26 protein-coding genes are annotated in these 26,748 nt (G+C 69.9%); 21 read left to right on the top strand and 5 right to left on the bottom strand.

Going from position 1 to position 26,748, the window contains the following annotated elements:
- Positions 1–2: 2 nt before the first annotated feature.
- Both KYX17_RS05690 and valS read right to left on the bottom strand, forming a co-directional pair.
- Positions 3–218, bottom strand: coding sequence for a hypothetical protein (locus KYX17_RS05690; protein ID WP_243225917.1), 216 nt, complete (start codon positions 216–218; stop codon positions 3–5).
- The gene (gene valS, locus KYX17_RS05685; protein ID WP_243225916.1) at positions 218–2,791 is read right to left on the bottom strand and encodes a valine--tRNA ligase; all 2,574 of its coding nucleotides are present in this window, start codon (positions 2,789–2,791) and stop codon (positions 218–220) included. The genes KYX17_RS05690 and valS overlap by 1 nt, the downstream gene beginning before the upstream one ends.
- Positions 2,792–2,960: 169 nt before the next feature.
- Between valS and KYX17_RS05680 the strand changes: the two genes are divergently transcribed.
- From KYX17_RS05680 to KYX17_RS05665, 4 genes are read left to right on the top strand one after another with little or no spacing between them, the layout of a single operon-like run.
- Positions 2,961–4,577 (top strand): ABC transporter substrate-binding protein, encoded by a 1,617-nt coding sequence (locus tag KYX17_RS05680; protein ID WP_243225915.1) that lies wholly within the window; start codon positions 2,961–2,963, stop codon positions 4,575–4,577.
- A gap of 10 nt (positions 4,578–4,587) precedes the next feature.
- Positions 4,588–5,526 carry an ABC transporter permease gene (locus KYX17_RS05675; protein ID WP_243225914.1) on the top strand — a complete coding sequence of 313 codons (939 nt, stop codon included), beginning with the start codon at positions 4,588–4,590 and terminating at the stop codon, positions 5,524–5,526.
- A complete protein-coding gene (locus KYX17_RS05670; protein ID WP_243225913.1) occupies positions 5,523–6,335 on the top strand; it encodes an ABC transporter permease in 813 nt (270 codons plus the stop codon). Before KYX17_RS05675 ends, KYX17_RS05670 begins: the two co-directional genes overlap by 4 nt.
- On the top strand, positions 6,332–7,837 hold the full coding sequence (locus KYX17_RS05665) for an ABC transporter ATP-binding protein (protein WP_243225912.1): 1,506 nt from the start codon (positions 6,332–6,334) through the stop codon (positions 7,835–7,837). Before KYX17_RS05670 ends, KYX17_RS05665 begins: the two co-directional genes overlap by 4 nt.
- On the opposite strand, the gene KYX17_RS05660 is transcribed toward KYX17_RS05665, so the two are convergent.
- The gene (locus KYX17_RS05660) at positions 7,821–8,471 is read right to left on the bottom strand and encodes a pentapeptide repeat-containing protein (protein ID WP_243225911.1); all 651 of its coding nucleotides are present in this window, start codon (positions 8,469–8,471) and stop codon (positions 7,821–7,823) included. The two genes, KYX17_RS05665 and KYX17_RS05660, sit on opposite strands and share 17 nt — an antisense overlap.
- Positions 8,472–8,535: 64 nt before the next feature.
- On the opposite strand from KYX17_RS05660, the gene KYX17_RS05655 reads away from it, so the two are divergent.
- From KYX17_RS05655 to ndk, 6 genes are all read left to right on the top strand, one after another.
- Positions 8,536–8,685: a CopG family transcriptional regulator gene (locus KYX17_RS05655; protein WP_243225910.1), complete on the top strand. Its 150-nt coding sequence runs from the start codon at positions 8,536–8,538 to the stop codon at positions 8,683–8,685.
- Positions 8,682–9,371 carry a hypothetical protein gene (locus tag KYX17_RS05650; protein ID WP_243225909.1) on the top strand — a complete coding sequence of 230 codons (690 nt, stop codon included), beginning with the start codon at positions 8,682–8,684 and terminating at the stop codon, positions 9,369–9,371. The genes KYX17_RS05655 and KYX17_RS05650 overlap by 4 nt, the downstream gene beginning before the upstream one ends.
- A gap of 263 nt (positions 9,372–9,634) precedes the next feature.
- Entirely contained in the window at positions 9,635–12,976 is a 3,342-nt protein-coding gene (ileS, locus tag KYX17_RS05645; protein ID WP_243225908.1) for an isoleucine--tRNA ligase, read from the top strand.
- The gene (locus KYX17_RS05640; protein ID WP_243225907.1) at positions 12,973–14,325 is read left to right on the top strand and encodes a folylpolyglutamate synthase/dihydrofolate synthase family protein; all 1,353 of its coding nucleotides are present in this window, start codon (positions 12,973–12,975) and stop codon (positions 14,323–14,325) included. The genes ileS and KYX17_RS05640 overlap by 4 nt, the downstream gene beginning before the upstream one ends.
- The gene (locus KYX17_RS05635; RefSeq protein WP_243225906.1) at positions 14,322–14,729 is read left to right on the top strand and encodes a DUF4233 domain-containing protein; all 408 of its coding nucleotides are present in this window, start codon (positions 14,322–14,324) and stop codon (positions 14,727–14,729) included. Before KYX17_RS05640 ends, KYX17_RS05635 begins: the two co-directional genes overlap by 4 nt.
- A 1-nt stretch (position 14,730) precedes the next feature.
- Positions 14,731–15,144: a nucleoside-diphosphate kinase gene (ndk, locus tag KYX17_RS05630; protein WP_243225905.1), complete on the top strand. Its 414-nt coding sequence runs from the start codon at positions 14,731–14,733 to the stop codon at positions 15,142–15,144.
- A 251-nt stretch (positions 15,145–15,395) separates the two neighbouring features.
- Here the strand turns inward: ndk and KYX17_RS05625 are convergent, their stop codons facing one another.
- Positions 15,396–16,013, bottom strand: coding sequence for a vitamin K epoxide reductase family protein (locus KYX17_RS05625; RefSeq protein WP_243225904.1), 618 nt, complete (start codon positions 16,011–16,013; stop codon positions 15,396–15,398).
- A 269-nt stretch (positions 16,014–16,282) separates the two neighbouring features.
- Here KYX17_RS05625 and KYX17_RS05620 point away from each other — a divergent pair, with 269 nt between their 5' ends.
- Entirely contained in the window at positions 16,283–18,877 is a 2,595-nt protein-coding gene (locus KYX17_RS05620) for an Rne/Rng family ribonuclease (protein WP_243225903.1), read from the top strand.
- Here KYX17_RS05620 and KYX17_RS05615 read toward each other — a convergent pair.
- The gene (locus tag KYX17_RS05615) at positions 18,836–19,108 is read right to left on the bottom strand and encodes a DUF4031 domain-containing protein (RefSeq protein ID WP_243225902.1); all 273 of its coding nucleotides are present in this window, start codon (positions 19,106–19,108) and stop codon (positions 18,836–18,838) included. The two genes, KYX17_RS05620 and KYX17_RS05615, sit on opposite strands and share 42 nt — an antisense overlap.
- 224 nt (positions 19,109–19,332) lie before the next feature.
- Here KYX17_RS05615 and rplU point away from each other — a divergent pair, with 224 nt between their 5' ends.
- The 10 genes from rplU to KYX17_RS05565 all read left to right on the top strand — a co-directional run bounded on the left by rplU (position 19,333) and on the right by KYX17_RS05565 (position 26,746).
- On the top strand, positions 19,333–19,641 hold the full coding sequence (gene rplU / locus KYX17_RS05610) for a 50S ribosomal protein L21 (protein WP_243225900.1): 309 nt from the start codon (positions 19,333–19,335) through the stop codon (positions 19,639–19,641).
- A gap of 20 nt (positions 19,642–19,661) precedes the next feature.
- Complete coding sequence (rpmA, locus tag KYX17_RS05605) at positions 19,662–19,919, top strand: 50S ribosomal protein L27 (RefSeq protein WP_243225898.1); 258 nt, start codon at positions 19,662–19,664, stop codon at positions 19,917–19,919.
- A gap of 76 nt (positions 19,920–19,995) precedes the next feature.
- Entirely contained in the window at positions 19,996–21,504 is a 1,509-nt protein-coding gene (obgE, locus tag KYX17_RS05600; RefSeq protein WP_243225897.1) for a GTPase ObgE, read from the top strand.
- Positions 21,501–22,289, top strand: a complete 789-nt coding sequence (gene proB, locus KYX17_RS05595) for a glutamate 5-kinase (RefSeq protein ID WP_243225895.1) — start codon at positions 21,501–21,503, stop codon at positions 22,287–22,289. The genes obgE and proB overlap by 4 nt, the downstream gene beginning before the upstream one ends.
- A 64-nt stretch (positions 22,290–22,353) precedes the next feature.
- Entirely contained in the window at positions 22,354–23,649 is a 1,296-nt protein-coding gene (locus tag KYX17_RS05590; RefSeq protein ID WP_243225894.1) for a glutamate-5-semialdehyde dehydrogenase, read from the top strand.
- Between the two features lie 52 nt (positions 23,650–23,701).
- Positions 23,702–23,926: a hypothetical protein gene (locus KYX17_RS05585; RefSeq protein ID WP_243225893.1), complete on the top strand. Its 225-nt coding sequence runs from the start codon at positions 23,702–23,704 to the stop codon at positions 23,924–23,926.
- A gap of 7 nt (positions 23,927–23,933) precedes the next feature.
- The gene (gene nadD, locus KYX17_RS05580) at positions 23,934–24,536 is read left to right on the top strand and encodes a nicotinate-nucleotide adenylyltransferase (protein ID WP_243225892.1); all 603 of its coding nucleotides are present in this window, start codon (positions 23,934–23,936) and stop codon (positions 24,534–24,536) included.
- Entirely contained in the window at positions 24,533–25,678 is a 1,146-nt protein-coding gene (locus KYX17_RS05575; RefSeq protein WP_243225891.1) for a hypothetical protein, read from the top strand. The genes nadD and KYX17_RS05575 overlap by 4 nt, the downstream gene beginning before the upstream one ends.
- Positions 25,678–26,055 carry a ribosome silencing factor gene (gene rsfS, locus KYX17_RS05570; protein ID WP_243225890.1) on the top strand — a complete coding sequence of 126 codons (378 nt, stop codon included), beginning with the start codon at positions 25,678–25,680 and terminating at the stop codon, positions 26,053–26,055. Before KYX17_RS05575 ends, rsfS begins: the two co-directional genes overlap by 1 nt.
- A 1-nt stretch (position 26,056) precedes the next feature.
- Positions 26,057–26,746 (top strand): SDR family oxidoreductase, encoded by a 690-nt coding sequence (locus tag KYX17_RS05565; RefSeq protein WP_243225889.1) that lies wholly within the window; start codon positions 26,057–26,059, stop codon positions 26,744–26,746.
- Positions 26,747–26,748: the final 2 nt, after the last annotated feature.

Below are 26,748 nucleotides of genomic sequence, written 5' to 3'. Positions count from 1 at the left end.
GCTCAGTCCTCGAACGGGCGGGTGACGACCTCGCCGGATGCCGTCGCGAGGACCTCCCACCCGGCATCCAGCTCTGCGATCGGACGGCCCTCGAGCCACGTCAGCGTCCAGGACCCGGTGTGGCCCTCGGCCTCGACGGCCGCGATGCCGGGTCGGAGGGATGCCGGGACGGACGCCGGCGGTTCGGAGCCGGCGGACCACCGGGTGCCCAGTTGCATCAGCTCTCCTCCGCCGGTGCCAATTCGATCTCCGTCACGGCGATCTCCTCGCCCTCGACGAGGTCGAGCTCGGCGATGCGCCCGACCGCCTGCAGGTCTCCGGCGGCGGCGCGCAGAGCCGCGAGGTGCGTGGCGGGGGCGGCGATCACGGCACGGGCGACCGGGGTCTTCTGCGAGGCCTTCGCCTCGGTCTTGGCCCGGCGGATGCCGATGAGAGCGGCACTGGCGGCGGAGAGCACGGCAGCGTCGCCAGCGCGCTCGGCCGGTTCCGGCCACGCGGAGGTGTGGATCGAGCCCTCCTCGAACCAGCTCCAGGCCTCTTCCGTGGCGAACGACACCACGGGCGCCAGCAGGCGCAGCAGCGTCGACAGCGCGATCCGCAGTGCGAGTGCCGCGGAGGGCTGGCCGACGTCGGCCTGGTTGTAGGCGCGCTCCTTCACCAGCTCCAGGTAGTCGTCGCAGAACGTCCAGAAGAACGCCTCGGTCACCTCCAGCGCGCGCGCGTGATCGAACGCGTCGAACGCCGTGGTCGCCTCGCGTACGACGACGTCCAGCGCGGCGAGCATCGAGGCGTCCAGATCGTGCGTGATCTCCGCGCCCTCGGGAACCGGGAAGGAGAGCACGAACTTCGCGGCGTTGAGGATCTTGATCGCGAGCCGCCGGCCGATCTTCATCTGCGTCGGGTTCTGCGGGTCGAACGCGGCATCCACCCCGAGTCGGCTGGAGGCCGCCCAGTACCGCACGGCATCCGAACCGTGCTTGTCGAGGATGTCGGCCGGGGTGACGACGTTGCCCTTCGACTTCGACATCTTCTTGCGATCGGGGTCGACGATGAAGCCCGACACCGAGGCGTGGGCCCACGGTGCGCGAGCGTCCTCGAGCGTCGAGCGCAGCATGGTCGAGAACAGCCAGGTGCGGATGATGTCCTGTCCCTGCGGACGCACGTCGAACGGGGCGACGAGGCTCCACAGCTCCTCGTCCCGCTGCCAACCGCCGGCCAGCTGAGGGGTGAGGGAGGAGGTCGCCCAGGTGTCGAGGATGTCGACCTCGGCCTCGAACCCCCCAGGGACGCCGCGCTGGTCGGCCGTGTAGCCGGCCGGGACGTCGATGGTCGGGTCGATCGGCAGCGATGCCGCGTCGGGCAGGATCACGCGGTCGAAGTCCCGCTCTCCGTTCTCGTCGAGGCCGTACCAGACGGGGATCGGGACGCCGAAGAAGCGCTGGCGCGAGATCAGCCAGTCGCCGGTGAGGCCTCCGACCCAGTTCTCATAGCGCACGCGCATGAAGTCGGGATGCCAGGTGAGCTCCCGGCCGTTCGCGATGAGCTGGTCGCGGAGGTCCTCGTCGCGGGCGCCGTTTCGGATGTACCACTGGCGCGTCGAGACGATCTCCAGCGGACGATCGCCCTTCTCGAAGAACTTCACGGCGTGGTTGAACGGTGCCGACACGCCCAGCAGCGCGCCCGCGGCGTCCAGCAGCTCGACCATCTGCTTGCGAGCGCTGAACACGGTCTTGCCCGCCAGTTCGGCGTACGCGGCCCGTCCGGCCTCCGAGGTGATCGCGTCGGGAGCCTCGGCGATCACGCGGCCGTCCTGGCCGAGGATCGTGCGGTTGGGAAGATCCAGTTCGCGCCACCAGACGATGTCGGTCACGTCGCCGAAGGTGCAGACCATCGCGATGCCGGAGCCCTTGTCCTGCTGAGCGAGGTGATGGGCGCGCACCGGCACCTCGACGTCGAAGACGGGCGTGCGGACCGTCTTGCCGAAGTACGGCTGGTACCGCTCGTCGTCGGGATGCGCCACGAGGGCCACGCACGCCGCGAGCAGTTCGGGACGCGTCGTCTCGATCTCGACGTCACCCGATCCGTCGGACTTGGGGAAGGCCAGCCGGTGGTAGGACGCCTGCTGATCGCGGTCCTCGAGCTCGGCCTGCGCGATCGCCGAGCGGAAATCGACGTCCCACAGCGTGGGAGCGAGCGCCTGATAGGCCTCGCCGCGCTCGACGTTGCGGAGGAAGCCGAGCTGGCTCTGCCGGATGGTCTCGTCCGAGATCGTGCGGTAGGTCTGCGTCCAGTCGACGCTCAGGCCCATCTGGCGGAAGACGTCCTCGAACTGCTTCTCGTCCTCGACCGTGAGCGTCTCGCAGAGCTCGATGAAGTTGCGTCGGCTGACCGGCACCTGGTCGGCGGCCTTCAGGCTCTTCGCATCCCCGTGGAAGGGCGGGACGAAATCGGCGTCGTAGGGGAGGGACGGGTCGCAGCGCACGCCGTAGTAGTTCTGGACGCGGCGCTCGGTCGGAAGCCCGTTGTCGTCCCAGCCGATCGGGTAGAAGACGGCCTTTCCCCGCATGCGCTCGTAGCGGGCCTTGACGTCGGTGTGCGTGTACGAGAACACGTGTCCGATGTGCAGGGAACCGGATGCCGTGGGAGGAGGCGTGTCGATCGAGTAGACGCCGGCGCGGCCGAGTTCGGCGGCGCGCAAGCGATCGAACAGGTAGGTGCCCTGCTCGGCCCAGACGCCGTCCCACTTCGCTTCGAGACCTTCGAGTGCGGGCTTGTCGGGAATCGCGGACATGGAGGTCTCCTCGAGCGATGTATACGGCACGGTGTGTGCGTGCCTGAGTGTGGGTGAGTGCAGACAGTCTACCGATCCGATCCGTCTGCTGCTCGACGCCGTAGATCGACCCGGTCCAAGAATCCGACGTAGACTGATCTGACCCCTTCTCCCCGTTCTGAGGACACGCATGCCCACCGCATCCGCCCGTCGTCTCCTGCCCGTCACCGCGCTCGCCGCCGCGGCCGCTCTCGCGCTGAGCTCCTGCGCCGCATCCGGAGGCGAGAGCGCGGACGGCGGCGGCGAGGTGGTCTGGGCCATCGAAGGCGCCAACCTGTCGGCCGGCCACATGGACCCGCAGACCAGTCAGCTCGACGTCTCGAGCATGGTCCAGCGCGTCGTGCTGGATTCCCTGGTCTTCCAGCAGGAGGACGGGTCGTTCTCGCCGTGGCTCGCCACCGAGTGGACGATCGCCGACGACGCGACGAGCTACACGTTCCAGCTGCGCGACGACGTGACGTTCCACGACGGCGAACCCTTCGACGCCGAGGCGGTGAAGGCGAACTTCGACCGCATCGCCGATCCGAAGACGGCCTCCGCGCAGGCCGAGAGCATGCTCGGCGGCGAGTGGTACGCGGGAACCGAGGTGCTGGGCGAACACGAGGTCAGGGTGAACTTCTCGCAGCCGTACGCCCCGTTCCTGCAGGCGGCCAGCACCCCGCTGCTCGGCTTCTACTCTCCGGCGGTGCTGGAGAGCTCCGCCGATCAGCTCAAGGCCGGCGGGCCGGGCATCACCGTGGGCACCGGGCCGTTCGAACTCACCGATTACACCCCGGACCAGGAGATCGTGTACACGCGCAACGAGGATTACGCGTGGGGACCGGACGGCTCGGGAGCCGCGCAGTTCGAGACGCTGAAGGTCGCGATCCTCCCGGAGGCCTCGGTGCGCACCGGAGTCGTGGAGAGCGGCGAGGCGGATCTCGCGAGCCAGCTTCCGCCGAACCTCGCCGCCGACCTGTCGGATGCGCTCACGGTCGAATCGCGCGAGTACCCCGGCCTGCCCTACTCGCTGTACCTCAACGAGAAGCACGGCGTCTTCGCGGACGAGAAGGTGCGTCAGGCCTTCGCGCGCGGCATCGACATCGACTCCGCGGTCGAGGAGATCTTCTTCGGCCAGTTCCCGCGGGCCTGGAGCATCCTCGGCTCGACCACGCCCACCTATGACGCGTCGATCGAGGGGACCTGGCCGTTCGACCAGGACGAGGCGAACCGCCTGCTGGACGAGGCCGGCTGGACCGAGCGCGACAGCGACGGCATCCGGATGAAGGACGGTCAGCGCCTGTCCGTGCGGTGGATCGCGTGGACGCCGGTCCCGGACGACCGCGCCGCCCTCGGCAACGCCATCCAGTCGGATCTCGCCGAGATCGGCTTCGAGGTCGAGCGCGAGGTCCTCGAACCGGGAGCCTACAACGCGCAGTACGAGCCGAAGACCTTCGATCTCACCGACTGGGGCTTCTCCGGCGTGGACCCCGACCTCCTGCGCAGTCACCTGCACACCGACGGGTTCCAGAACGCCTCGCAGGTGTCGGATGCCGAGATCGACGCGCTCCTCGAGCAGGGTGTCGCGACGACCGATCAGGAGGCCCGCACCGAGGTCTACCAGCAGCTGCAGCAGTGGAACGCCACGTATACCGCCATCGTCCCGCTGTACAGCCCGTCGCTGATCACCGCGGTCGGCGACACCGTGCAGGGACTCGCCTACGACCTCTACGGCCGCCCGCTGTTCTACGACGTCACGGTCGATTGACGGGCCGCGAATGACCCGGGTCGCCCTGCGCATCGCCGGGCTGCTCGCCTCAGCCGTTCTCGTGCTGTGGGGAGCGGCGACGCTGGCGTTCCTCGCGTTCCGGGTGATCCCGGGTGACCCGGTGTCGGTCATGCTCGGGCCGCAGGCGCAGGTCGCCGACAGCGTCAAGGAGGCCATCCGGGCAGAGCTCGGACTCGACCGTCCGCCGTTCGAGCAGTACGTCGCCTACCTCGCCGGGCTCGTGCGGGGTGATCTCGGCGAGTCGTACCAGCTCAGGATGCCGGTGACCGAGGTGATCGGCCGTCAGCTGGGGGCGACGGTGCAGCTGTCGGCCGCCGCGCTCGTCATCGCGGTGGTGCTGGCGCTGACCGTGGCGCTGCTCGCACGAGGGCGGATCGCCGGAGTCGTGGCGACCGGCGTCGAGCTGTTCATCCTCTCCTCCCCGGTGTTCTGGATCGGCATCCTGCTGCTGAGCGTGTTCGCGTTCGGCCTGGGCTGGTTCCCGGTGACCGGATCGCGCAACGCGGCCACTCTCGTGCTCCCTGCGGTCACACTCGCGCTGCCGGTGGCGGCACTGCTCGGCCAGGTGCTGCGCGACGGCATCGCCCAGGCCGAGCGTCAGCCGTTCGCCGAGACGGTGCGCGCGCGGGGCGCGGGGCCGGTGCGGCTGACCCTGCGCCACAGCCTGCGGCACGGCGCGGCCGGCGCGCTCACCCTCGCCGCCTACCTCACTGGCTCGGTGCTGGGTGGCGCGGTGCTCGTGGAGACGGTGTTCGCGCGACCGGGACTCGGGCGGGTGACCCTGGCCGCCATCACCGATCGCGACCTTCCCGTGATCGCGGGGATCATCCTGCTCAGTGCCCTGGTGTTCGTCGTCGTGAGCATCGTCGTGGAGCTGCTGCACCCGGTCCTGGACCCGCGTCTGCGGCGGGCGGGGGCCCGGTCATGACCGCGGCCCGTCGTGTCCTGCTCATCGCCGCCTGCGCAGTCCTGGCGGTCGTCGCGCTCGCCGCGATCGCTCCGGGGCTGCTCGCGACGCACGATCCACTGCAGGTCGACGTGCGCTCGACGCTGCTCCCGCCCAGCGCCGAGCACCTCTTCGGAACCGACCAGAGCGGCCGCGACGTGTACTCCCGCGTCGTCCACGGCACGGGTCGATCGGTCGGGATCGGGGTGCTCGCGACGGCGATCGCTCTCGTCGCCGGGCTGGCGGTGGGGTCGTTGTCCGGCGTTTCCCCGCGGATCGTAGACGCCGGGTTCATGCGCCTCAACGACGTGCTGATGGCGTTCCCGGAGTTCCTGATCGCCCTGGTGGTGGTCGCGGTCCTCGGGCCGGGCCCGGTGAACGTGGCGATCGCCGTCACGCTCGCCGCGATCCCGGTCTACGTCCGGCTGGCGCGGGTGCAGACGCGGACACTGCGCCTGGCGGAGCACGTCGAGGCCGCCCGCATCCTCGGCGTCCCGCGCGGTCGCGCCTTCCTGCGTCACGTGGTTCCCGGCGTCCTCGGCACGCTCAGCGTGCTCGCCACGATCGGCATCGGCTCGAGCATCCTGGCCGCAGCGGGACTCAGCTTCCTCGGGCTCGGCCCCACGGAGCCGACGCCGGAATGGGGGCTCATGCTGGCGGGCGGGCGCAACGTGCTGGGTCAGGCCTGGTGGATCTCGGTGTTCCCCGGTCTCGCGATCACACTGACCGTGATCGCGGCCACGGCGGTCGGGCGCGTGCTGCGGGCGAGCGCGGAAGGGCGGCGGGTATGACGGCTCTCGACGTGCAGGGGCTGCGGATCGCGTTCGGGCGAGACGTCGTGGTCGACGACGTGTCGTTCTCCCTGGATGCGGGTGAGTGCGTGGCGATCGTCGGGGAGTCGGGGGCGGGCAAGTCGCTGACGGCCCGCGCCATGCTGGGGCTGGTCCCGTCGGACGCGCGGGTCACGGCGGAGCGCTGGGAGGTGGCCGGTGCCGACGTGCGACGGCTCGATGAGCGCTCCTGGAGGCGGCTGCGCGGCAGAACCGTCGCGCTGGTGTCGCAGGATGCGCTGGTGTCGCTCGACCCGCTCCAGCGGATCGGCTCGGAGGTCGCCGAGCCCCTGCGCCTGCACGAGAAGGGCCTGCGGGGCGCGGCGCTGCGCGCCCGCGTCCAGGAGGCGCTCGAGCGCGTGTGGATGCCGGATGCTGGCCGTCGCGCTCGGCAGTATCCGCACGAGCTGTCCGGGGGGCTGCGCCAGCGCGCCCTGATCGCGTCGGCACTGGCCGCGTCGCCCTCGGTCCTCGTCGCCGACGAGCCCACCACGGCTCTGGACTCGACAGTCCAGGCCCGCGTGCTCGACCTGCTCCGCGAGATCGCGGATGCCGGGACCGCCGTGCTGTTCATCAGTCACGACTTCGCCGCTGTGCGCCGCGTGGCCGATCGAATCCTCGTGATGCGCGACGGGCGGGTCATCGAGGCGGGACCCGCCGCTCAGGTGCTCGACGCCCCGCGGGAGCCGTACACCAGGACGCTCGTCGCCGCGACCCGCCATCGGCCGCGCGAGACCTCGGCTGCGCCCGGCGAAACGCTGCTCTCAGTCGACGGACTCGCGAAGGCGTTCGGAGGAGTGACGGCCGTGACCGAGGCGACGTTCGCCGTGGCGCGCGGACGGACGCTGGGCGTGGTCGGCGAATCCGGATCCGGCAAGACGACACTCGCACGGATGATCATCGGGGTCGAACGCCCGGACGCGGGAGAGATCCGCTGGCACGGGCCGCATCGTGTCCAGTTCGTCCATCAGAATCCGCTCGGGGCGTTCGACCCGCGCTGGAGCATCGGTCGCTCGCTGCGCGAGGCGCTGGAGGCCGCGGGAGTGCCCAGGGGCGAGCGCGCGGAGCGCGCGACGGCGCTGCTCGAGGAAGTCGATCTCGATCCGGCCCTGGCGGCGCGGCGCCCGTCGGCATTGTCCGGGGGCCAGAGGCAGCGCGCCGCCATCGCCCGCGCGCTCGCCGCGGATCCGGATGTCCTGGTGCTGGATGAGCCGGTGTCGGCGCTGGATCCGTCCATCCGGGAGCGCGTGCTACGACTGCTGCTGCGACTCCAGCACGAGCGCGGCCTCACGATGCTCTTCGTGTCGCACGATCTCGACGTCGTCGCAGCGGTCGCGGAGGACGTCCTCGTGATGCAGGACGGGGCGATCGTCGAGCAGGGTCCTGTGGCGGACGTGTTCGCGGCGCCGCAGCATCCCTTCACCCGCGAACTGCTGGCGGCAGGGCTCAGTCCCGCACCCTGATCCCCACGCCGGCTGCGAGCACGGGCGCCAGCTGCTGGACCTGGAAGCCGGTGAGCGTGACGCCGCGCAGGCTGTTCGCGTCGGTGAACGACATCGCGTCCAGTCCCCGCAGGTCGACGTCGGTCGCGCGCAGACCGCGGGGGTCGACCTCGTCGCTGCGGCATTCGTCGAACCGCACGCGCGTGAGCTGCGCCTGCGGCATGTCGAGCGTCCGGATCGTCGAGTCCGCGAACAGCAGGTCCGTGCCCTTGGCGGCGCCGAGGTTGAGGTAGTCGATGTGCAGGTCGCGCAGTTCGAGCTCACCGATCCGGGTGGTGGAGAGGTCGAGCGTTCCGATGCGTCCGCCCCTGACGCGCAGGCGACGGATCCCCGCGTCGCGCAGGCCGACGGACGCGGCGCGGACGCCGATGATCTCGACGTCCAGAAGGTCGGCCCCGGTCAGATCCACCGTGCCGGCGTCGACGGAGAGCTCGCACTGCTCGAGCGTCGCGTGGGCCAGGTCGACGTCACCCGTGAGGGCGAGCCGGGACTGGAGCAGGTCGGCGCGGCGCGCGGGCTCGGCCGGTGTGAGGACGTCGGGAACATCGGGCGGGGAGACGCGCGGCGCGGCGGGGGATTCGGGGGAGCGGACCATGCGTCGAGCGTAGGCCGTGGGTCGGACGCTTGCGGATTCGTTGCTCATCTTCTATATTGCTAGCATGCAAGCATCCGAACCGAAGGTGCAGTTCAACGTCTACCTGCCGCCGGATCTCGTCCGCGGCGTCAAGCACCGCGCGATCGATGAAGGCACGAGCCTTTCGGCCCTCGTCGAGAAGGCGCTGCGCGCGTACCTCGAGGGGGAGTCATGACCGTCGTCCAGCAGATCCTCTACACGCGCAGGCCCGAGCGGTGGTGGGCACTGGCCGAGGTGCTCGGCTTCACGACACCGTTCGCGCCGGCGCCGGAGTGGGGCGAGTTCCACGCCGACGGCGTGCTGGCCGTGCACCACGCCACGCCGGAGCATGCTCCTGGCGCGGTGGACGTCCATCTCCTGGTCGAGGACGTGAATGCCGCGGCATCCACGCTGTCGTCGTTCGACGTCGAGCGGGGGTCGATGGAGGGTGTGGGCGAGATGCTGACCGTCCGTGCGGCGTCCGGCGTCGCGATCTCGGTCTCGGCGGGTTCGGCCGCCCGATCCGGAGACGTGTCGGTGCAGCCGATCTGGTTCCAGCAGGACCTCGCCGAGCCGCGCGCGATCCTGGAAGCCCTCGGTCTGCGCGCCGGGATCGCGTCGGATCGCGGTGGCTGGGTCGAGCTGCACGCCGAGGCCGGCCGGGTCGGGCTGCACTCCGGGGATCCCGGCATCGGGCTGAGCTTCGAGACGCGCGAAGACCTGGACGCGCTCGCGCAGCGCCTGCGGGACGCCGGATTCGACGCATCGGTCGTGGATGAGGCCTTCGCGCGGACGATCCGCATCCCGGATCCCGACGGCGGCGCCGAGATCTGGATCAACGGCGTCCAGGAAGACCTGCACGGCTACCACCGGGAGTCGTGACCTGCGTCAGAGCTGGTCTCCCGGTGGGAGTGATCCGTGGTCATCGTGACCGCGCGTACAATGGACGCAAAGCATCGATCCGGCCATCACCGGGGAGCTCTCGGAAGAACGGTCGCGAGACCCAGTAGAACCGAGCGGGGCAGGCCCGTCATCGCCGCAGTGAGAGTGGCCCCGCCGTGAGGCGGCGCACGCGGGGTGGTACCGCGGTCCTGTCTACAGGGTCGTCCTCGCAGCAGCATCCGCCACGACCACTGCGAGACACGATGACCTATCCCCGCACCTCCGCCTTCGGCCCCGCGGCCGACTCCGTCACGCCGAGCCCGCGGTTCCCCGCGATCGAGCGGGAGATCCTGGAGTTCTGGAAGACGGACGACACGTTCCGGGCCTCCGTCGCGCAGCGCGAGGGCGCCGAGGAATGGGTGTTCTACGACGGCCCGCCGTTCGCCAACGGCCTGCCGCACTACGGCCACCTCCTCACCGGATACGCCAAGGATCTGTTCCCGCGCTTCCAGACCATGCTCGGCAAGAAGGTCGACCGGGTCTTCGGATGGGACACGCACGGCCTGCCCGCCGAGCTCGAGGCGATGAAGCAGCTCGGGATCACCGAGAAGAGCGAGATCGAGGACATGGGCATCGACGTCTTCAACGCGAAGGCGAAGAACTCGGTGCTCGCCTACACGCGCGAGTGGCAGGACTACGTCACGCGCCAAGCGCGCTGGGTCGACTTCGACCGCGGCTACAAGACACTCGATCTCGGCTACATGGAGAGCGTCCTGTGGGCGTTCAAGACGCTGTACGACAAAGGTCTCGCCTACGAGGGGTATCGCGTGCTGCCGTACTGCTGGCGCGACGAGACCCCGCTGAGCGCCCACGAGCTGCGCATGGACGACGACGTCTACCAGACGCGCCAGGACCCGTCGGTGACCGTCGCGTTCCCGCTCACCGGTGCGGATGCTCAGGCGCAGGGCCTCGACGGGGTGCGCGTGCTGGCCTGGACCACGACGCCCTGGACCCTCCCGACGAACATGGCGCTCGCCGTCGGGCCGGACATCGCGTACGTCGTGCTCCCCGCAGGTCCGAGCGGCGCGGCCGACGGCAGCGAGGGTCGTTACCTGCTCGCCGCCGACCTCCTGTCCGGCTATGCGAAGGATCTCGGCTACGAGGATGCCGCGGCGGCCGCCGCGGCCGTCGAGCGCACGCTCTCCGGCGCCGAGCTCTCCGGACTCGGCTACGAGCCGCCGTTCGACTACTACACCGACACGGCGACGTACGGGACCGAGAACGCCTGGCGCGTGCTCGTGGACGACTACGTCACGACCTCCGACGGCACCGGAGTCGTCCACCAGGCACCGGCCTACGGTGAGGACGACCAGCGGATCACCAATGCGGCCGGCATCCCCACCATCCTGTCCCTGGACGACGGCGGACGGTTCCTGTCCAGCGTGACGGATGTCGCCGGTCAGCTGTGGATGGACGCCAACACGCCGCTCGTCCGGCTGCTGCGCGAGCGCGGGAAGCTGCTGCGACTGCAGAGCTACGAGCACTCCTACCCGCACTGCTGGCGCTGCCGGAACCCCCTGATCTACAAGGCCGTGTCGAGCTGGTTCATCCGTGTCACCGACATCAAGGACGACATGCTCGCGAACAACGAGCAGATCACGTGGGTGCCGGAGAACGTCAAGCACGGCCAGTTCGGCAAGTGGCTCGAGGGGGCGCGCGACTGGTCGATCAGTCGCAACCGCTACTGGGGCTCGCCGATCCCGATCTGGAAGAGCGACGACCCCGAGCACCCCCGCGTGGACGCGTACGGTTCGCTGGAGGAGCTGGAGCGCGACTTCGGCACGCTGCCGCGCAACCCCGACGGAGAGGTCGACCTGCACCGGCCGTACATCGACGAGCTCACGCGTCCCAACCCCGACGACCCCACCGGCAAGAGCACGATGCGCCGCATCGAGGACGTCTTCGACGTGTGGTTCGACTCCGGTTCGATGCCGTACGCGCAGGTGCACTACCCGTTCGAGAACCAGGAGTGGTTCGACACGCACGCTCCGGCGGATTTCGTCGTGGAGTACATCGGGCAGACCCGCGGCTGGTTCTACGTCATGCACGTGCTGTCCACCGCGCTGTTCGGCCGTCCGGCCTTCACCGGCGTGAGCTGCCACGGCATCGTGCTCGGCAGCGACGGCTACAAGATGTCCAAGTCCCTGCGCAACTATCCGGACGTGAGCGAGGTCTTCGATCGCGACGGCTCCGACGCGATGCGCTGGTTCCTCATGTCCAGCTCGGTGCTGCGCGGCGGCAACCTGTCGGTCACCGAGGAGGGCATCCGCTCCGGCGTGCGCGAGTTCCTGCTGCCGCTGTGGAACTCCTGGTACTTCTTCGCCACCTATGCCAACGCCTCGGACGGCTATCAGGCCAGCTGGCGCACGGACTCCGAGGACGTGCTCGACCGCTACATCCTCGCGCGCCTGGGCGACCTGGTCCGCGATGTGCGCTCCGATCTCGAGGGGCTCGACTCCACGACCGCGGCCGGGCGGCTGCGTGACTTCGCAGAGGTGCTGACCAACTGGTACATCCGTCGTTCGCGCGACCGGTTCTGGGTCGGCGTGACGGATGATCCGGCCAGCCGCGAGGCCTTCGACACGCTGTACACCGTCCTCGAGACTCTGTGCCGCGTGGCCGCGCCCCTGGTGCCGCTGATCGGAGAACGCGTGTGGCAGGGCCTCACCGGCGGACGCAGCGTGCATCTCGAGGACTGGCCGGATGCCGCGGCGTTCCCGGCCGCGGACGAGATCCGCGACGCCATGGATGCCGTGCGCGAGCTGTCCAGCGTCGGCAACGCGCTGCGCAAGAAGGAACGACTGCGCGTGCGCCTGCCTCTCGCGCGGCTGACCGTCGTGTCGCCGCTGGCGGCGTCTCTCGGCCAGTTCGAGGACATCCTGCGCGACGAGCTCAACGTCAAGACGGTCGAACTGGTCCCGCTCACCGACACGGCCGCGGGGGAGTACGGCATCAGCCACCGGCTCAGCGTCAACGCCCGTGCCGCGGGCCCGCGTCTGGGCAAGGAGGTGCAGCGCGTCATCCGCGCCGCCAAGGACGGCTTCTGGACCGAGGACGGCGGGGTGGTCACCGCGGACGGCATCGTCCTCGAGCCGCACGAGTACGAGCTCGCGCTGGAGACGACCGGCCGCCCGGAGGGCGAGGCGCTCGCGATCATCCCGACCGGCGGCTTCGTGCTGCTGGACACCGCGACGACGCCGGAGCTCGAGGCCGAAGGCCTGGCGCGCGACGTCATCCGCGCCGTGCAGGAGACGCGCAAGAACGCCGGGTTCGACGTGAGCGATCGCATCCGTCTGGGGCTGCTGTTCTCGGATGCCGAGGACGCCGATGCCGTGGCCGCCGCGTTCGACATCGCGGATGTCGCGGGGGAGACTCTCGCCGTGGAGCATCGGGTGGCGCGTGCCGGGGATGCGCTGGACGCCGCGGAGTTCACCGCCGAGATCGAGAAGGGCACGTACGCGAACCGCGGCGACTTCACGATCGCCGTCACCCGCGTCGGAGGAGCCGAAGGATCCGTGCCGAGCGAGCGGAGCGAGAACAAGTGAGTGACAGGCAGAGAGCCGACGAGGTCTACGAGACGCTTCTCGCGCGCGCCGGCGAACGGTGGGTGCAGCCGCGCAAGGAGCGCGTGGCGCGCATCCTCACGCTGCTGGACGACCCGCAGCGCACCTATCGCGTGGTGCACATCACCGGCACGAACGGCAAGACGTCGACGGCGCGCATGATCGAGAGCCTGTTGCGCGCCCACGGTCTGCGCACCGGGCTGTTCACGAGCCCGCACCTGGAGCGGTTCACCGAGCGCATCATGATCGACGGCGAGCCGATCGACGACGCCGCCGTGGCGGACGCCTGGGACGAGATCGACCCGTTCGTCGGGATCGTGGACGCCGAGCTGGAGGCCGCGGGCGACGCGCCCCTGACGTTCTTCGAGCTGCTGACGGTGCTCGCCTTCGTCGCGGCGTCGGATGCCCCGGTCGACGTCCTCGTGCTCGAGGTCGGAATGGGCGGCGCCTGGGATTCCACCAACACCGCCGACGGAGACGTGGCCGTGTTCGCCCCGATCGACATCGATCACGCGGACCGGCTCGGCGACACGATCGCGGAGATCGCCGAGGTCAAGGCGGGGATCATCAAGGAGGGCGCCGCCGTCGTCTCCGCCCAGCAGCCGGAGGAGGCCGTCGCGGTCCTGCGGCGAGTCGCTGCGGAGAAGAACGCCACCATCGCGTTCGAGGGGACGGATTTCGGCCTCGCCGAGCAGAAGCTGGCGGTCGGCGGGCAGCTGCTGACGGTCCGGGGCCTCGCGGGCCAGTACGTGGAGGAGTACCTGCCGCTGCACGGCGCGCATCAGGGGCACAACGCGGCTCTCGCCATCGCCGCGGTCGAGTCGCTCATCGGCGCGGGATCCCAGGCGATCGCGGGGGACATCATCACCGAGGGCCTTCAGGGCGCGACTTCGCCCGGACGGCTGCAGCTGCTGGGCATCGCCCCGACGGTCATCGTCGACGCGGCGCACAATCCGCACGGGGCGACGGCGCTCGCGCAGGCACTGGACGACAGCTTCGACTTCGACGAGTGGGGGCTCGTGCTCGGCATCCTGTCCGACAAGGACGCCGCCGGGATCGTCTCCGTGCTCGCCCCGGCTGCCGCCCACGTCTTCGCGACCTCCCCCGATTCGGAGCGCGCGAGCGATGCCGATGCGATCGCCGATCTCGTGGAGCAGGCGGGTCACCGCGCGACCGTGCATCCTTCTCTCGCGGACGCCGCGGATGCGGCGCGCGAGTGGGCGGCGTCCTCGGATCGTCGTGCCGTGGTGATCGCCGGCTCCGTCGTACTGGCGGGCGAGGCGATCGCCCTCGCCGAGGAAGAGGACTGGAAGTCGGGGTGGCGGGCGTGAGCGCCGCGCAGGCGCGGCGTCCCCGCGCACCGCGCACGCTGGTGCAGAAGCTCGCGCCGATCGTGCTCGGCTTCGAGGCGATCATCGTCTTCCTCGCCGGTCTCACGATCTTCGGACTCCGTGTGCTGCCGGAAGGCATCCCGCACTGGTGGGGCATCGTCGGCGGCGCGATCCTGGCTGTCGCATGCATCGCCGTGGCGGGCCTCATCACCCGGCCGTGGGCGATCGCGGCCGGTTGGGTGATCCAACTGATTATCGCGCTGTCCGCGATCCTGGTCCCGGCCATCCTCATGGTCGTCCTGGTTTTCGGCGGCATGTGGGCGTATGCGACGATCATGGGGGCCAAGCTGGACGCACGACGTCCGGCCGGAGCCGAAACCGATTCTTCGACAGAGAGTGAATGACATGGCCACCGAAGAAACCCTCGTCCTCGTCAAGCCGGACGGCGTCGCTCGCGGCCTCACCGGCGCGATCCTCGCGCGCATCGAGGCGAAGGGCTACGCACTCGTCGACATCCGCCTGGTCGAGCCCGACCGCGATCTGCTCGCCGCGCACTACGCCGAGCACGAGGGCAAGCCGTTCTACGAGCCGCTGCTCGAGTTCATGCTCTCCGGACCGTCCGTCGCGATCCGCCTCGCGGGCAACCGCGTGATCGAGGGGTTCCGTTCCCTCGCCGGCACGACCGACCCGACCACCGCGGCGCCGGGGACCATCCGCGGCGACTTCGGACGCGACTGGGGTCTGGCCGTCCAGCAGAACCTCGTGCACGGCTCCGACAGCCCGGAGTCCGCGGCTCGCGAGCTCGCCATCTGGTTTTGACACGTCCCGGCTCAATGCCGCGCAGCGGCGTTGAGCCGGGATCGTGTCAAGGTTGAGCGAGCGCAGCGAGTCGAAACCTCAGCAGGCTTGGCTGTTGCCGCGCAGCGGCGTTGAGCCGGGACGTGTCAAGGTTGAGCGAGCGCAGCGAGTCGAAACCTGAGCAGGCCAGGCTGTTGCCGCGCAGCGGCGTTGAGCCGGGATCGTGTGCCCGTCCTCCGTCAGGGAGGGCGGGCACTCCTCATCCCCGCGGATCAGAAGATCGCGCGGTAGACCTCACCGAGCAGGTCGAGACCGGCCAGCTGCGCCATCATGATCACGATCGCGTAGGCGACGATCGTCGCGAGCGGCACCCAGGCCATCAGCCGTGCGGCGCGCTGCTGGACGCGCTCGGAGGTCGCGAAGGTGCCGTTGCGCGCGAGGTGCACCATGGTCGCGAGGAACGTCGGGATCGTGACCGACCATGTCACCATGCACCACGGGCAGAGCGTTCCGAGGTTGTCCGCGTAGATGCTCTGGGTGATCAGCCAGCAGATGAAGACGAAGGCCCCGGTGATGCCGAGACCGAACAGGCCCCAGAACCAGCGCGGGAAGCGCACGTTCGCAAGGACGGCGACGCCCATGACGAGCACGGCCATCCAGCCGGTGACCCCGATGATCGGGTTCGGGAACCCGAAGGCCGATCCCTGCCAGGAGTCGAGGTTCGCGTCGCACTGCAGGATGACACTGAAGTAGCAGCTGGACAGCGAGTCCGGGTCCTCGAGCTTGATGAACTTCTCCACCGTGAGCTGGAAGGCGGCCCACCATCCGATGATGCTCGCGATGATCAACCAGATTCCGTACCCGATGTAGCGGGGGCGCTGCTGCGTCATAGCGCCAGTATCTCAGCGATTGCTATGCGCCGGGCGTGAGGCGGCCGGGACGATCGGCGGTTCCGATGCCGCGATAATCCGCGCTTGATGCGATAATGACCTGTGATGCTTCTCGCGGCGCCGCCGCAGACGGGCATCGACGAAGACTTCGGGGCCCATGCCCCACGCGATCAGAGCACAAGAGCCGATCGCACGCCGAGTGAGTTCGCGGCCCGTGCCGCATGAGATTTCGCGGAGCACACAGTGCCCGTGCAGGGAGTACGCCAGAGATGGCCGATGAGAACAATGACAACAACACCCCGACCCTCGACGAGAATGCAGAGCGACCGCTAGACGCGACGCCACAGGCGCCGGAGGCCGACGCGGCCCCGGTCGACGAGGCGGCGCAGGACACTCCCGCCGAGGACGCTGCGGAGGAGACTCCGGCGGTCGACGCGCCCGAGCCGGAAGCTGCGAGCGAGGACACTCCCGCCGCAGACGTGATCGTGGCTGCGGCTGACGCCGAGACGGACGCGCCCCCGGTGGAGCCGGCGGCGGATGACCCGGCCACGGACGCCGCGCCCGCCGAGCCGGTGTCGGCCTCGTCCACGGAGGCTCCCGCAGAATCCGCGTCCCCGCAGGGACAGACTCCCGCGGATCCCACCACGGAGAAGCCCGCAGAGCCTGCCGCCGAGCCCGCAGGGCCCGGCGCGGAGGCACCGGCTGGGCCCGCCACCGAATCCGCCGAGCCCGTCGCCGAGACTCCGGCCGAGGCTTCCACGGAACAGGCAGAGCCCGTCGCCGAGAAGCCCGCGAAGCCCGAGCCCGTGACCGCGGTCAGCCTCGGGTTGATCCCGGAGACGTTCGTCTCGCAGGTCTCCACGCAACTGCACTTCTACGCTCCCGAGATCGTGCCCCTGCCCGCGCGCCCCGGCCGCGAGCGCGACCGTGACCGTGACCAGGACTCCGATGACACGGGTTCGTCCTCGCGCCGCGGCCGCCGCCGAGGGCGCGGCGGCGATGGCGACGACGAGCGTTCGGAGCCGCGTCAGCGTCAGCGCGTCGTCGAGTACATCACCGAGCCGAAGGCGATCAAGGGATCCACGCGCCTGGAGGCCAAGAAGCAGCGCCGCCGCGACGGCCGCGACGCCGGCCGTCGACGTCCTGTCGTGACCGAAGCCGAGTTCCTCGCCCGGCGCGAGGCCGTCGACCGCATGATGGTCGTCCGCTCCAAGAACGGCCGCACCCAGATCGCAGTCCTCGAGGACAACGTGCTCGTGGAGCACTACGTCGCGCGCAACCAGGACGCCTCGCTCATCGGGAACGTGTACCTCGGCCGCGTGCAGAACGTCCTTCCCAGCATGGAGGCGGCGTTCGTCGACATCGGTCGGGGACGCAACGCGGTGCTGTACTCGGGAGAGGTCGACTGGGACGGCGTCGAGACCGGCAACCAGCCGCGCCGCATCGAACTGGCGCTCAAGCCGGGTGACCGCGTTCTCGTCCAGGTGACGAAGGACCCCGTCGGGCACAAGGGGGCCAGGCTGACCAGTCAGGTCTCGCTCCCCGGCCGTTACCTCGTGTACGTGCCGAACGGATCGATGAACGGCATCTCGCGCAAGCTCCCGGACAACGAGCGCGCCCGCCTCAAGCGCATCCTCAAGGAGGTGCTGCCGGAGTCCAGCGGTGTCATCGTCCGCACGGCCGCCGAAGGCGCCACGGAGGACCAGCTGACCCGGGACGTCCAGCGCCTCACCAACCAGTGGGAGCACATCCAGAAGCAGGTCGAGAGCCAGCAGGCGCCCGCGCTGCTGCACGCCGAACCCGATCTGCTCGTGAAGATCGTCCGCGACGTGTTCAACGAGGACTTCACGAAGATGCTCATCCAGGGCGACGAGGCTCAGCGCACGATCCGCGCCTATCTCGAGAGCGTCGCCCCGGATCTGCTCGAGCGCGTCGAGTCCTACGAGGACGAGATCGACCCGTTCGACGCCTTCCGCGTCACGGAGCAGATCGAGAAGGCGCTGGACCGCAAGGTGTGGCTGCCCTCCGGCGGCTCGCTCGTGATCGACCGCACCGAGGCGATGACCGTCGTCGACGTCAACACCGGCAAGTTCGTCGGATCCGGGGGCAACCTGGAGGAGACGGTCACCAAGAACAACCTCGAAGCCGCGGAGGAGATCGTCCGCCAGCTGCGTCTGCGCGACATCGGCGGCATCATCGTCGTCGACTTCATCGACATGGTCCTCGAGTCGAATCGCGACCTGGTGCTGCGGCGCCTCGTCGAGTGCCTGAGCCGTGACCGCACCAAGCACCAGGTCGCCGAGGTGACGTCGCTGGGGCTGGTGCAGATGACGCGCAAGAAGCTCGGGCTGGGTCTTCTGGAGACGTTCTCCGAACCCTGCGAGGTCTGCGCGGGCCGCGGCGTCATCGTGCACCACGATCCCGTGGTCAAGCACCGCGCGAGCTCCTCCGGATCCTCCGGTCGCCGTCAGCGCGGCGGCAACCAGAGCAGCAGCGCACCGGCGGCCTCCTCGGTCGTGACGCACGGCATCCCGGAAGGGGCGAAGTCCGCGCTCGCGCAGATCGCCGCTTCCACGCGTGCCGCGTCCGGCGAGTCGACGGATGCCCCGGCGCCCGTCGAGCCGGTGGCCGAGCGTCCCAAGAAGGCGCGCAAGAAGCGGTCCGAGCGTTCCAAGGCTCCCCGCAGCGAGGCCGAGCAGCTGCTCGACTCGGTGCTGGACGCCCTCCCCGAGCCGAAGGCACCCGGGCAGGGGCGCAACCGTCGTCGCGTCACCACGGCGGCGCTCACCGGCACTCCGGTGGCCGTGAACGCCGAAGCGGGGTCAGCGACCGCGCCGGTCGCGGGCGGGGACGCGCAGTCCTGACGCGATCAGCCGGCGCGTGAGCTCCTTGCCGCCGACATGAACCGCACCCGCAGCGACGAGCCGGGGGAGGATCTCCTCCGGCACGTCGTAGTGATCCAGGTCGAAGGCGCGTGCGGGGACGTCGTTGGCGCGGGCGAACACGTGGAGCTCGTCGAGGTCCGCGTCGCTCACCAGGTGCGCCCACAGGCGTCCGTGCGCGGGCCAGATCGGGTCGTCGACGAGTACGGTCACCGTGCGATCCTATTCCCGGGTGCGTCGTGCGACACGGGATCCGCTCGCTTTGCCTCTGCGCCCGGCATCCGGTAAAGTGGACCCTTGGTGCGCGAGCTGAGCCGTCCCTCGGGGCGGTCCGGATGAGCCCCGGTGCTCGCACCCGTCAGACCTGCGACGAACGCAGGCACAGTCTTCCCGTGAGATTTCCGGAGCCGAGTGCTCCCCAACGAAACAGGTATGAAGTGGTTTACGCAGTAGTGCGCGCCGGTGGACGGCAGGAGAAGGTCGAGGTCGGCACGATCGTTCAGCTCGACCGTGTTCAGGCTGCCCAGGGCGAGAAGATCGAGCTGCCTGCCGTGCTGCTCGTCGACGGCGCCACGGTGACCACCGACGCCGACAAGCTGGCGAAGGTCAAGGTCACCGCAGAGGTGCTCGGCAACCTCCGCGGCCCGAAGATCGTCATCCAGAAGTTCAAGAACAAGACCGGCTACAAGAAGCGTCAGGGCCACCGCCAGGAGCTCACGCGCGTCAAGATCACCGGCATCAAGTAAGCACGAAGAGGAGCTGAGAAATGGCACACAAGAAGGGTGCGAGCTCGACCCGCAACGGTCGTGACTCCAACGCACAGCGACTCGGCGTGAAGCGCTTCGGCGGTCAGACCGTCAACGCCGGCGAGATCCTGGTCCGCCAGCGCGGCACGCACTTCCACCCCGGCGTCAACGTCGGCCGTGGTGGTGACGACACGCTGTTCGCTCTCGCCGCCGGTTCGGTGGAGTTCGGCGCGAAGGGTGGCCGCAAGGTCGTCAACATCGTCGCGGCTGCCGAGTAATCGCAGCGCACAGCTATCATCCGGACGGGGCGGGCATTTGCCCGTCCCGTTCGCGTATTCCGAGGAGTTCTGACGCATGGTCACGTTCGTCGACACGGTGACGCTCCACCTGCGCGCCGGCAAGGGCGGCAACGGCTGTGTGTCGGTGCATCGCGAGAAGTTCAAGCCGCTCGGCGGGCCCGACGGGGGCAACGGCGGAGACGGCGGCGACATCGTGCTCGTCGCCGACCCGCAGACCGGCACGCTGCTGTCGTATCACCACTCGCCTCACCGCTCGAGCGGCAACGGCGGATTCGGCATGGGCGATCACCGGTCCGGGTTCGCGGGCGAGACCCTGGAGCTCCCGGTGCCGGTCGGCACGGTCGTGAAGGATGCCTCGGGCGAGGTCCTCATCGACATGGTCGTTCCGGGGGAGCGCTTCGTCGTCGCGCAGGGCGGCCGCGGAGGGCTGGGCAACGCAGCTCTGGCGACGCCCAAGCGCAAGGCCCCCGGATTCGCCCTGCTCGGAACGCCGGGCTTCGAGGGCGACGTCATCCTCGAGCTCAAGACCGTCGCCGATGTCGCTCTGGTCGGGTACCCCTCGGCGGGGAAGTCCAGCCTCATCGCCGCGATCTCGGCCGCACGCCCGAAGATCGCCGACTACCCGTTCACGACTCTGCACCCGAACCTCGGCGTCGTGCAGGCGGGCGACGCCCGCTACACCGTGGCGGACGTGCCCGGACTGATCGAGGGCGCGAGCGAGGGGCGGGGACTCGGCCTGGAGTTCCTGCGCCACGTGGAGCGATGCTCCGCGCTTCTGCACGTCCTCGACTGCGCGACGCTCGAACCCGGTCGCGATCCGATCAGCGACCTCGACGTCATCATCGCCGAGCTGGCCGCCTATGAGGTACCCGAGGGGCAGGTGCCGCTGCTCGAACGCCCGCAGCTGATCGCCCTGAACAAGGTCGACGTGCCCGAGGCGCGCGACTTGGCCGAGCTCGTCCGCCCCGAGCTCGAGGAACGCGGATTCCGCGTGTTCGAGATCTCCACGGTCTCGCACGAGGGGCTGCGGCCGCTGACGTTCGCGCTGGGTGAGATCGTCGAGCAGCATCGCGCGCAGGCCGCGGTCGAAGTGCCGCGCGAGCGGGTCGTGATCCGTCCGAAGGGCGCGGTGAAGGAGTTCACCGTGCGCGTCGAGGGCGGCAGCTACGGCAACGTGTACCGCGTGCTCGGCGAGAAGCCCGTGCGCTGGGTGCAGCAGACCGACTTCCAGAACGAGGAGGCCGTGGGCTACCTCGCGGACCGTCTGGAACGGCTGGGCGTCGAGGACGAGCTGTTCCGAGTGGGCGCCACACCCGGAGCGACGGTCGTCATCGGCGAGGGCGACGGGCTGGTCTTCGACTGGGAGCCCTCGATGTCCTCGGCAGCCGAGCTCATGGTCGCCCCGCGAGGAACCGATCCGCGTCTGGCGCCGAACGGACGCCGCACGACGAGCCAGCGCCGCGAGCAGTACCACGAGCGGATGGACGCCCGCGCCGCGCAGCGCGCCGAAGCCGAGGAACGCCGCCGCGTCACCGCCGAGGACGTCGACGGGGACGAGGAATGACAGCACGAACCAGGGAAGGGCTCGCGACCGCCGCGCGCATCGTGGTGAAGGTGGGTTCGTCGTCGATCAGCGGCGAGTCGTCGTGGCGCATCCCGATGATCGTGCACGCGCTGCAGAAGGCGCACGGTCGCGGATGCGAGATCGTTCTCGTCTCCTCGGGGGCGATCGCCACCGGCATCCCGTTCCTGAACCTGGATGCCCGGCCCACCGACCTCGCCACCCAGCAGGCGGCGGCCGCGGTCGGTCAGAACATCCTCGTCTACCGCTACCAGGAGGCGCTGCGTCCGTTCGGCATCGTCGCGGGACAGGTGCTGCTGACCACGGGAGACCTGGAGCACGCGACGTCCCGCAGCAACGCCCGTCGCGCCATGGAGCGCCTGCTGGGCCTGCGGATTCTGCCCATCGTGAACGAGAACGACACTGTCGCCACGCAGGAGATCCGCTTCGGCGACAACGACCGCCTGGCGGCACTCGTGGCCCAGCTCATCCAGGCGGACGCCCTCGTTCTGCTCAGCGACGTCGAGGCGCTGTACACCAGGCCGCCGACGGACCCGCTGGCCGAGCCGATCGAGACGATCCGTCCCGAGGAGGACCTCTCAGGCCTCGAGTTCGGTGCCACCGTGGTCAACAGCGTGGGCACGGGCGGTGCGGCGACCAAGGTGTCGGCGGCGCGGCTGGCCGCGGCATCCGGGATCGGCGTGCTCGTGACCAGCGCCGACCTCATCGACCGCGCCCTGTCCGGGGAGTCCATCGGCACGTGGTTCGTGCCGGCGGCACAGGGCTGATCGCGGCTGTCTCGCCGCCGTCACATCGGCCCTGTCGAGCTCGCGCGCTGGATACACTGGGCGGATGAGCGTCGACACCCTCACCGCACCCGTCGGATCCGCCGCTGCGGAGGCCGCCGGGCCGCAGGAGCGCCTGAGGCAGGCGAAGGATGCGTCGCGAGCGATCGCCCGGCTCACCAGCGATGACAAGGCGCGCGCTCTCGAGGCGATCGCGCAGGCCATCGAGGCGGGAGCTGCTCGGATCATCGCCGCGAACGCCGGAGACATCGCTCGCGGCGTGGCCGACGGAATCGGCGCGGCGCTCATCGACAGACTGCGCCTGGACGACAGGCGGGTCGCCGCTCTGGCGGCCGCCGTCCGCGACGTCGCGACGCTGCCCGACCCGGTCGGTCAGGTCGTCGGCGGACACCGGATGCCCAACGGCGTCGCGCTGGAACAGGTGCGCGTGCCGTTCGGCGTCGTCGGGGCGATCTATGAGGCGCGTCCGAACGTCACGGTCGACATCGCCGCGCTCGCCCTGCGGTCGGGCAACGCCGTCGTGCTGCGCGGCGGCAGTGCGGCCCGGGAGTCGAACACCGTTCTCGTCGAGATCATGCGCGCGGCTCTCGCCGGCGCCGGTGTCACCCCAGAGGCCGTCCAGACCGTCGACGACTTCGGGCGCGAGGGGGCCAAGGCGCTCATGCACGGGCGCGGATTCGTCGACGTGCTCGTGCCGCGCGGCAGTGCGGCCCTCATCGAGACGGTGGTCACCGAGTCGACCGTCCCGGTGATCGAGACCGGTGCCGGCGTCGTGCACATCGTGCTCGACGAGACGGCTCCCGACGACTGGGCGCGCGACATCGTGGTGAACGCCAAGGTCCAGCGGCCCAGCGTCTGCAACGCCGTCGAGACCGTGCTGGTCCTTCGTCAGGCCGCGCCCCGGCTGATCCCGCTCGTCGCCAGCGCGCTGCAGAGCGAAGGCGTCGCCGTGCACGGCGACGACATGGTGGCCGGACTCGTGAGCGGAGTGATCCCCGCCACCGAGGAGGACTGGGCCACTGAGTACCTCAGCCTCGACATCGCGATCAAGGTCGTCGACACCCTGGACGATGCGCTCGCGCACATCCGCCGGTACAGCACGGGGCACACCGAATCGATCATCACCACGGATGCCCGAAACGCCGAGCGCTTCCTCGCCGAGGTCGACTCCGCGGTGGTCATGGCGAACGCCTCGACGCGGTTCACCGACGGCGCGGAGTTCGGGTTCGGGGCCGAGGTCGGGATCTCCACGCAGAAGCTGCACGCGCGAGGTCCGATGGGACTGTCCGAGCTGACCAGCACGAAGTGGCTCGCGCGTGGGGCCGGGCAGACGCGCGGCTGAGCGATAGGATGGGGAAGCGCGTTCGCGCCCCCGGTCACGAAACGGAGTCAGGATGAATCTCGTCGCACAGATGGCGATGGCAGCCGCTGAGACGGAGCACCACGGCAACGTGGCGCTCGAGACGCTGATCTTCGGTGTCATCGCCGCGATCGTGTTCGCTCTTCTGGGACTGGTGACGTTCTCCTACCGCCACGTCGCGAACCGCCACTCGGCGAAGGCCGAGGCGTGGGCAGCGCAGCACGGCAAGGACGGCCACGGAGCAGGGCACGGCCACTGAGCCGCCCATGGAGACCACGACCTCACGGGCACCGCGTATCGGGGTGATGGGCGGGACCTTCGACCCGATCCATCACGGGCACCTGGTCGCGGCGAGCGAGGTCGCGCACTCGTTCGACCTCGACGAGGTGATCTTCGTCCCCACCGGCCGACCGTGGCAGAAGCGCACGGTCACGCCCAGCGAGCACCGCTATCTGATGACGGTGATCGCCACGGCGTCCAACCCGCGATTCACGGTCAGTCGCGTCGACATCGATCGCGAGGGCGACACCTACACGATCGACACGCTGCGGGATCTCAAGCAGCAGCGACCCGATGCCGAACTCTTCTTCATCAGCGGAGCGGATGCCGTAGCGCAGATTCTCAGCTGGAGGGACCATGATGAGTTGTGGGATCTGGCCCACTTCGTCGCGGTCTCGCGTCCAGGACACGTTCTGAGCACCGATGGCCTCCCGAGCGACGATGTCAGCCAGTTGGAGGTGCCGGCGCTGTCGATCTCCTCGACGGACTGCCGCCAGCGCGTCCACGAGGGGGAGCCGGTGTGGTACCTCGTCCCCGACGGAGTCGTTCAGTACATCGCGAAGCATCATCTGTATCGGAGCAAGGCATGAGCACATCGGACAGCCCAGGGAAGGAACCGCTGACGCGCAAGCAGCTGCGGGAGATCCGCCTGACCGGCGCGACACCGGTGATCACGGAGAACGAGGAGGCGACCCCTCCTCCGGCCCCCGTGCTGCCCCGCGCCGCCGAGCCGGCCCCCGTCGCGCCGGCACCGGTCCCCGATGACGCCGTGGATCTCGGGGCAGCGCCCCTGACGCGTCGCCAGGCCCGGGAGCAGGAGCGCATCAGGACCGCGTCGGTCCCGGTGATCGGCGCCGAGGACCCCGCGGCGTCGCCCGCCGAGCCGGAGACGTCGGACGACGATGCCGGAAGCCGGGAGGCGAAGACCGCGGCGACGGAGACGGAGATCGTGTCCGCCGTCCCTGTGTTCGCTCCCACTCCGGCGAAGGCGGACGACGGCCCCCTGGATTCGTCCTCCGACGCTCCCGAGGACGAGTCCGAGGACGAGACCGAAGCACTCCTCGAACCGGGTGACTCGGAGCCCGAGACCGCCGAGGAGGCGGATGCCGGGGCCGCCGCCGACCAGGAGGCCGGCGACGAGGACGAGGACACCGAGGCCGACCTCGTGGCGCTCGGCGTCGACGCCGACGTCATCGAGGACACCGATGACGCAGCCGAGCACGGCGAACGGCCGACCGTGAACCCCACATTCGGGCAGAGCGTTCTCGCCGAGGAGAAGACCACCACGCCGTTCACGCCGTCGTTCGACGAGCTGATCACGGTCAGCGACTCCACGGGCTCGCAGCACATCGCTCCGAGCGCTCTGATCTTCAACCCGCCTCCCGGGGACGGCTCGCTGTCGGGCCCTGTCGCCTCGACCGGTGAGGTTCTCATCACCGGAACCTACGAACTCCCCGAGGGCCTCGGCTCGCAGGGGCACGCGAAGGGGGTCGCCGACGGCAAGGACGTCGATGCGGTCCTCATCGACGGCGAGCTGCCGCCGGCATCCTCGCCGACGCCGATCGCGGCCAGCTCCGCGGTCAGCACGATCAAGCCCGCGGGCGAGGTCATCCGTCCCCCAGCGCCTGAGAAGGGCAACCGGCTCATGCTGACGCTGGCGATCACCGCCGGCGGACTGGCGCTGGCGCTGGCGACGGCTCTGATCATCGCCTTCACGACGAATGTGCTCTGATGCAATCACCTGAATCCGCGGAGCAGATGCTCCAGATCGCCGCGAACGCGGCGGCATCCAAGGGCGGCGAGGATCTGCTGGCGCTCAACGTGTCGGAGCCGCTGCCGCTGGTCGACATCTTCCTCCTCGTCACGGGCAACAGCGAGCGCAACGTCGCCGCGATCGCCGACGAGATCGAGGACAAGCTCGTCGAGGCCGGACACAAGCGCGTCCGCCGCGAGGGCCGGGCCGAGGCCCGCTGGGTCCTGCTGGACTTCGGCGACCTCATCGTGCACGTGTTCCATTCCGAGGAGCGCGTGTACTACGGTCTCGAGCGGCTCTGGAAGGACTGCCCGGTGGTCCCCATCGAGCTGACCGAGCCTGCCGACCGCGCCTGACATGGCCGTGCACCTCGTCACCGGCGCAGGGTCCGGCATCGGCTCCGTGCTCGCGCGTCGCCTGCTCGACCGGGGCGACGATGTCGTCCTGCTGGCTCGCGACGCCGGCAGGGCGCGGGAGATCGCCGCTCGATTCCCCGGAGCGACGACGATCGTCGGCGACCTGGGGCAGCCGGGCCGGCTCTCCTGGGCGCTGTCGAAGCAGCGGCTGCCGGAGCGGCTCGACTCCGTGGTGCATGTCGCAGGGGTCGTCGATCTCGGGGCGGTCGCGGATCTCGCGCCGGCGCTGTGGGAGCAGCAGCTCGCCGTCAACCTCGTCGGTCCGGCCGAGCTCACGCGGCTGCTGCTGCCCGTGCTGCGGGTGTCGCGCGGCCAGGTCGTGTTCGTCAACTCCGGTGCCGGCCTGCACGCGCACGCCGGCTGGTCCGCGTACGCCGCCTCCAAGCACGGTCTGAAGGCACTGGCGGACGCCCTGCGCGCCGAAGAAGCCGAACACGGCATCCGGGTCACCTCGATCTATCCCGGCCGGACTGCGACCCCCATGCAGGCGCGCGTGCATCAGCAGGAGGGCCGCGAGTACGAACCGGAGCGATTCATCGATCCCGAGTCGGTCGCGACGACGATCCTCACGGCTCTCGATCTGCCGCGTGACGCCGACATCACCGACCTGACGGTGCGTCCCGGAGCCTGACG

Source organism: Microbacterium sp. CIAB417, from assembly GCF_022788845.1.
The sequence above is the reverse complement of the archived record's forward strand: the minus strand, read 5'-3'. Positions and strand labels throughout refer to the sequence as shown.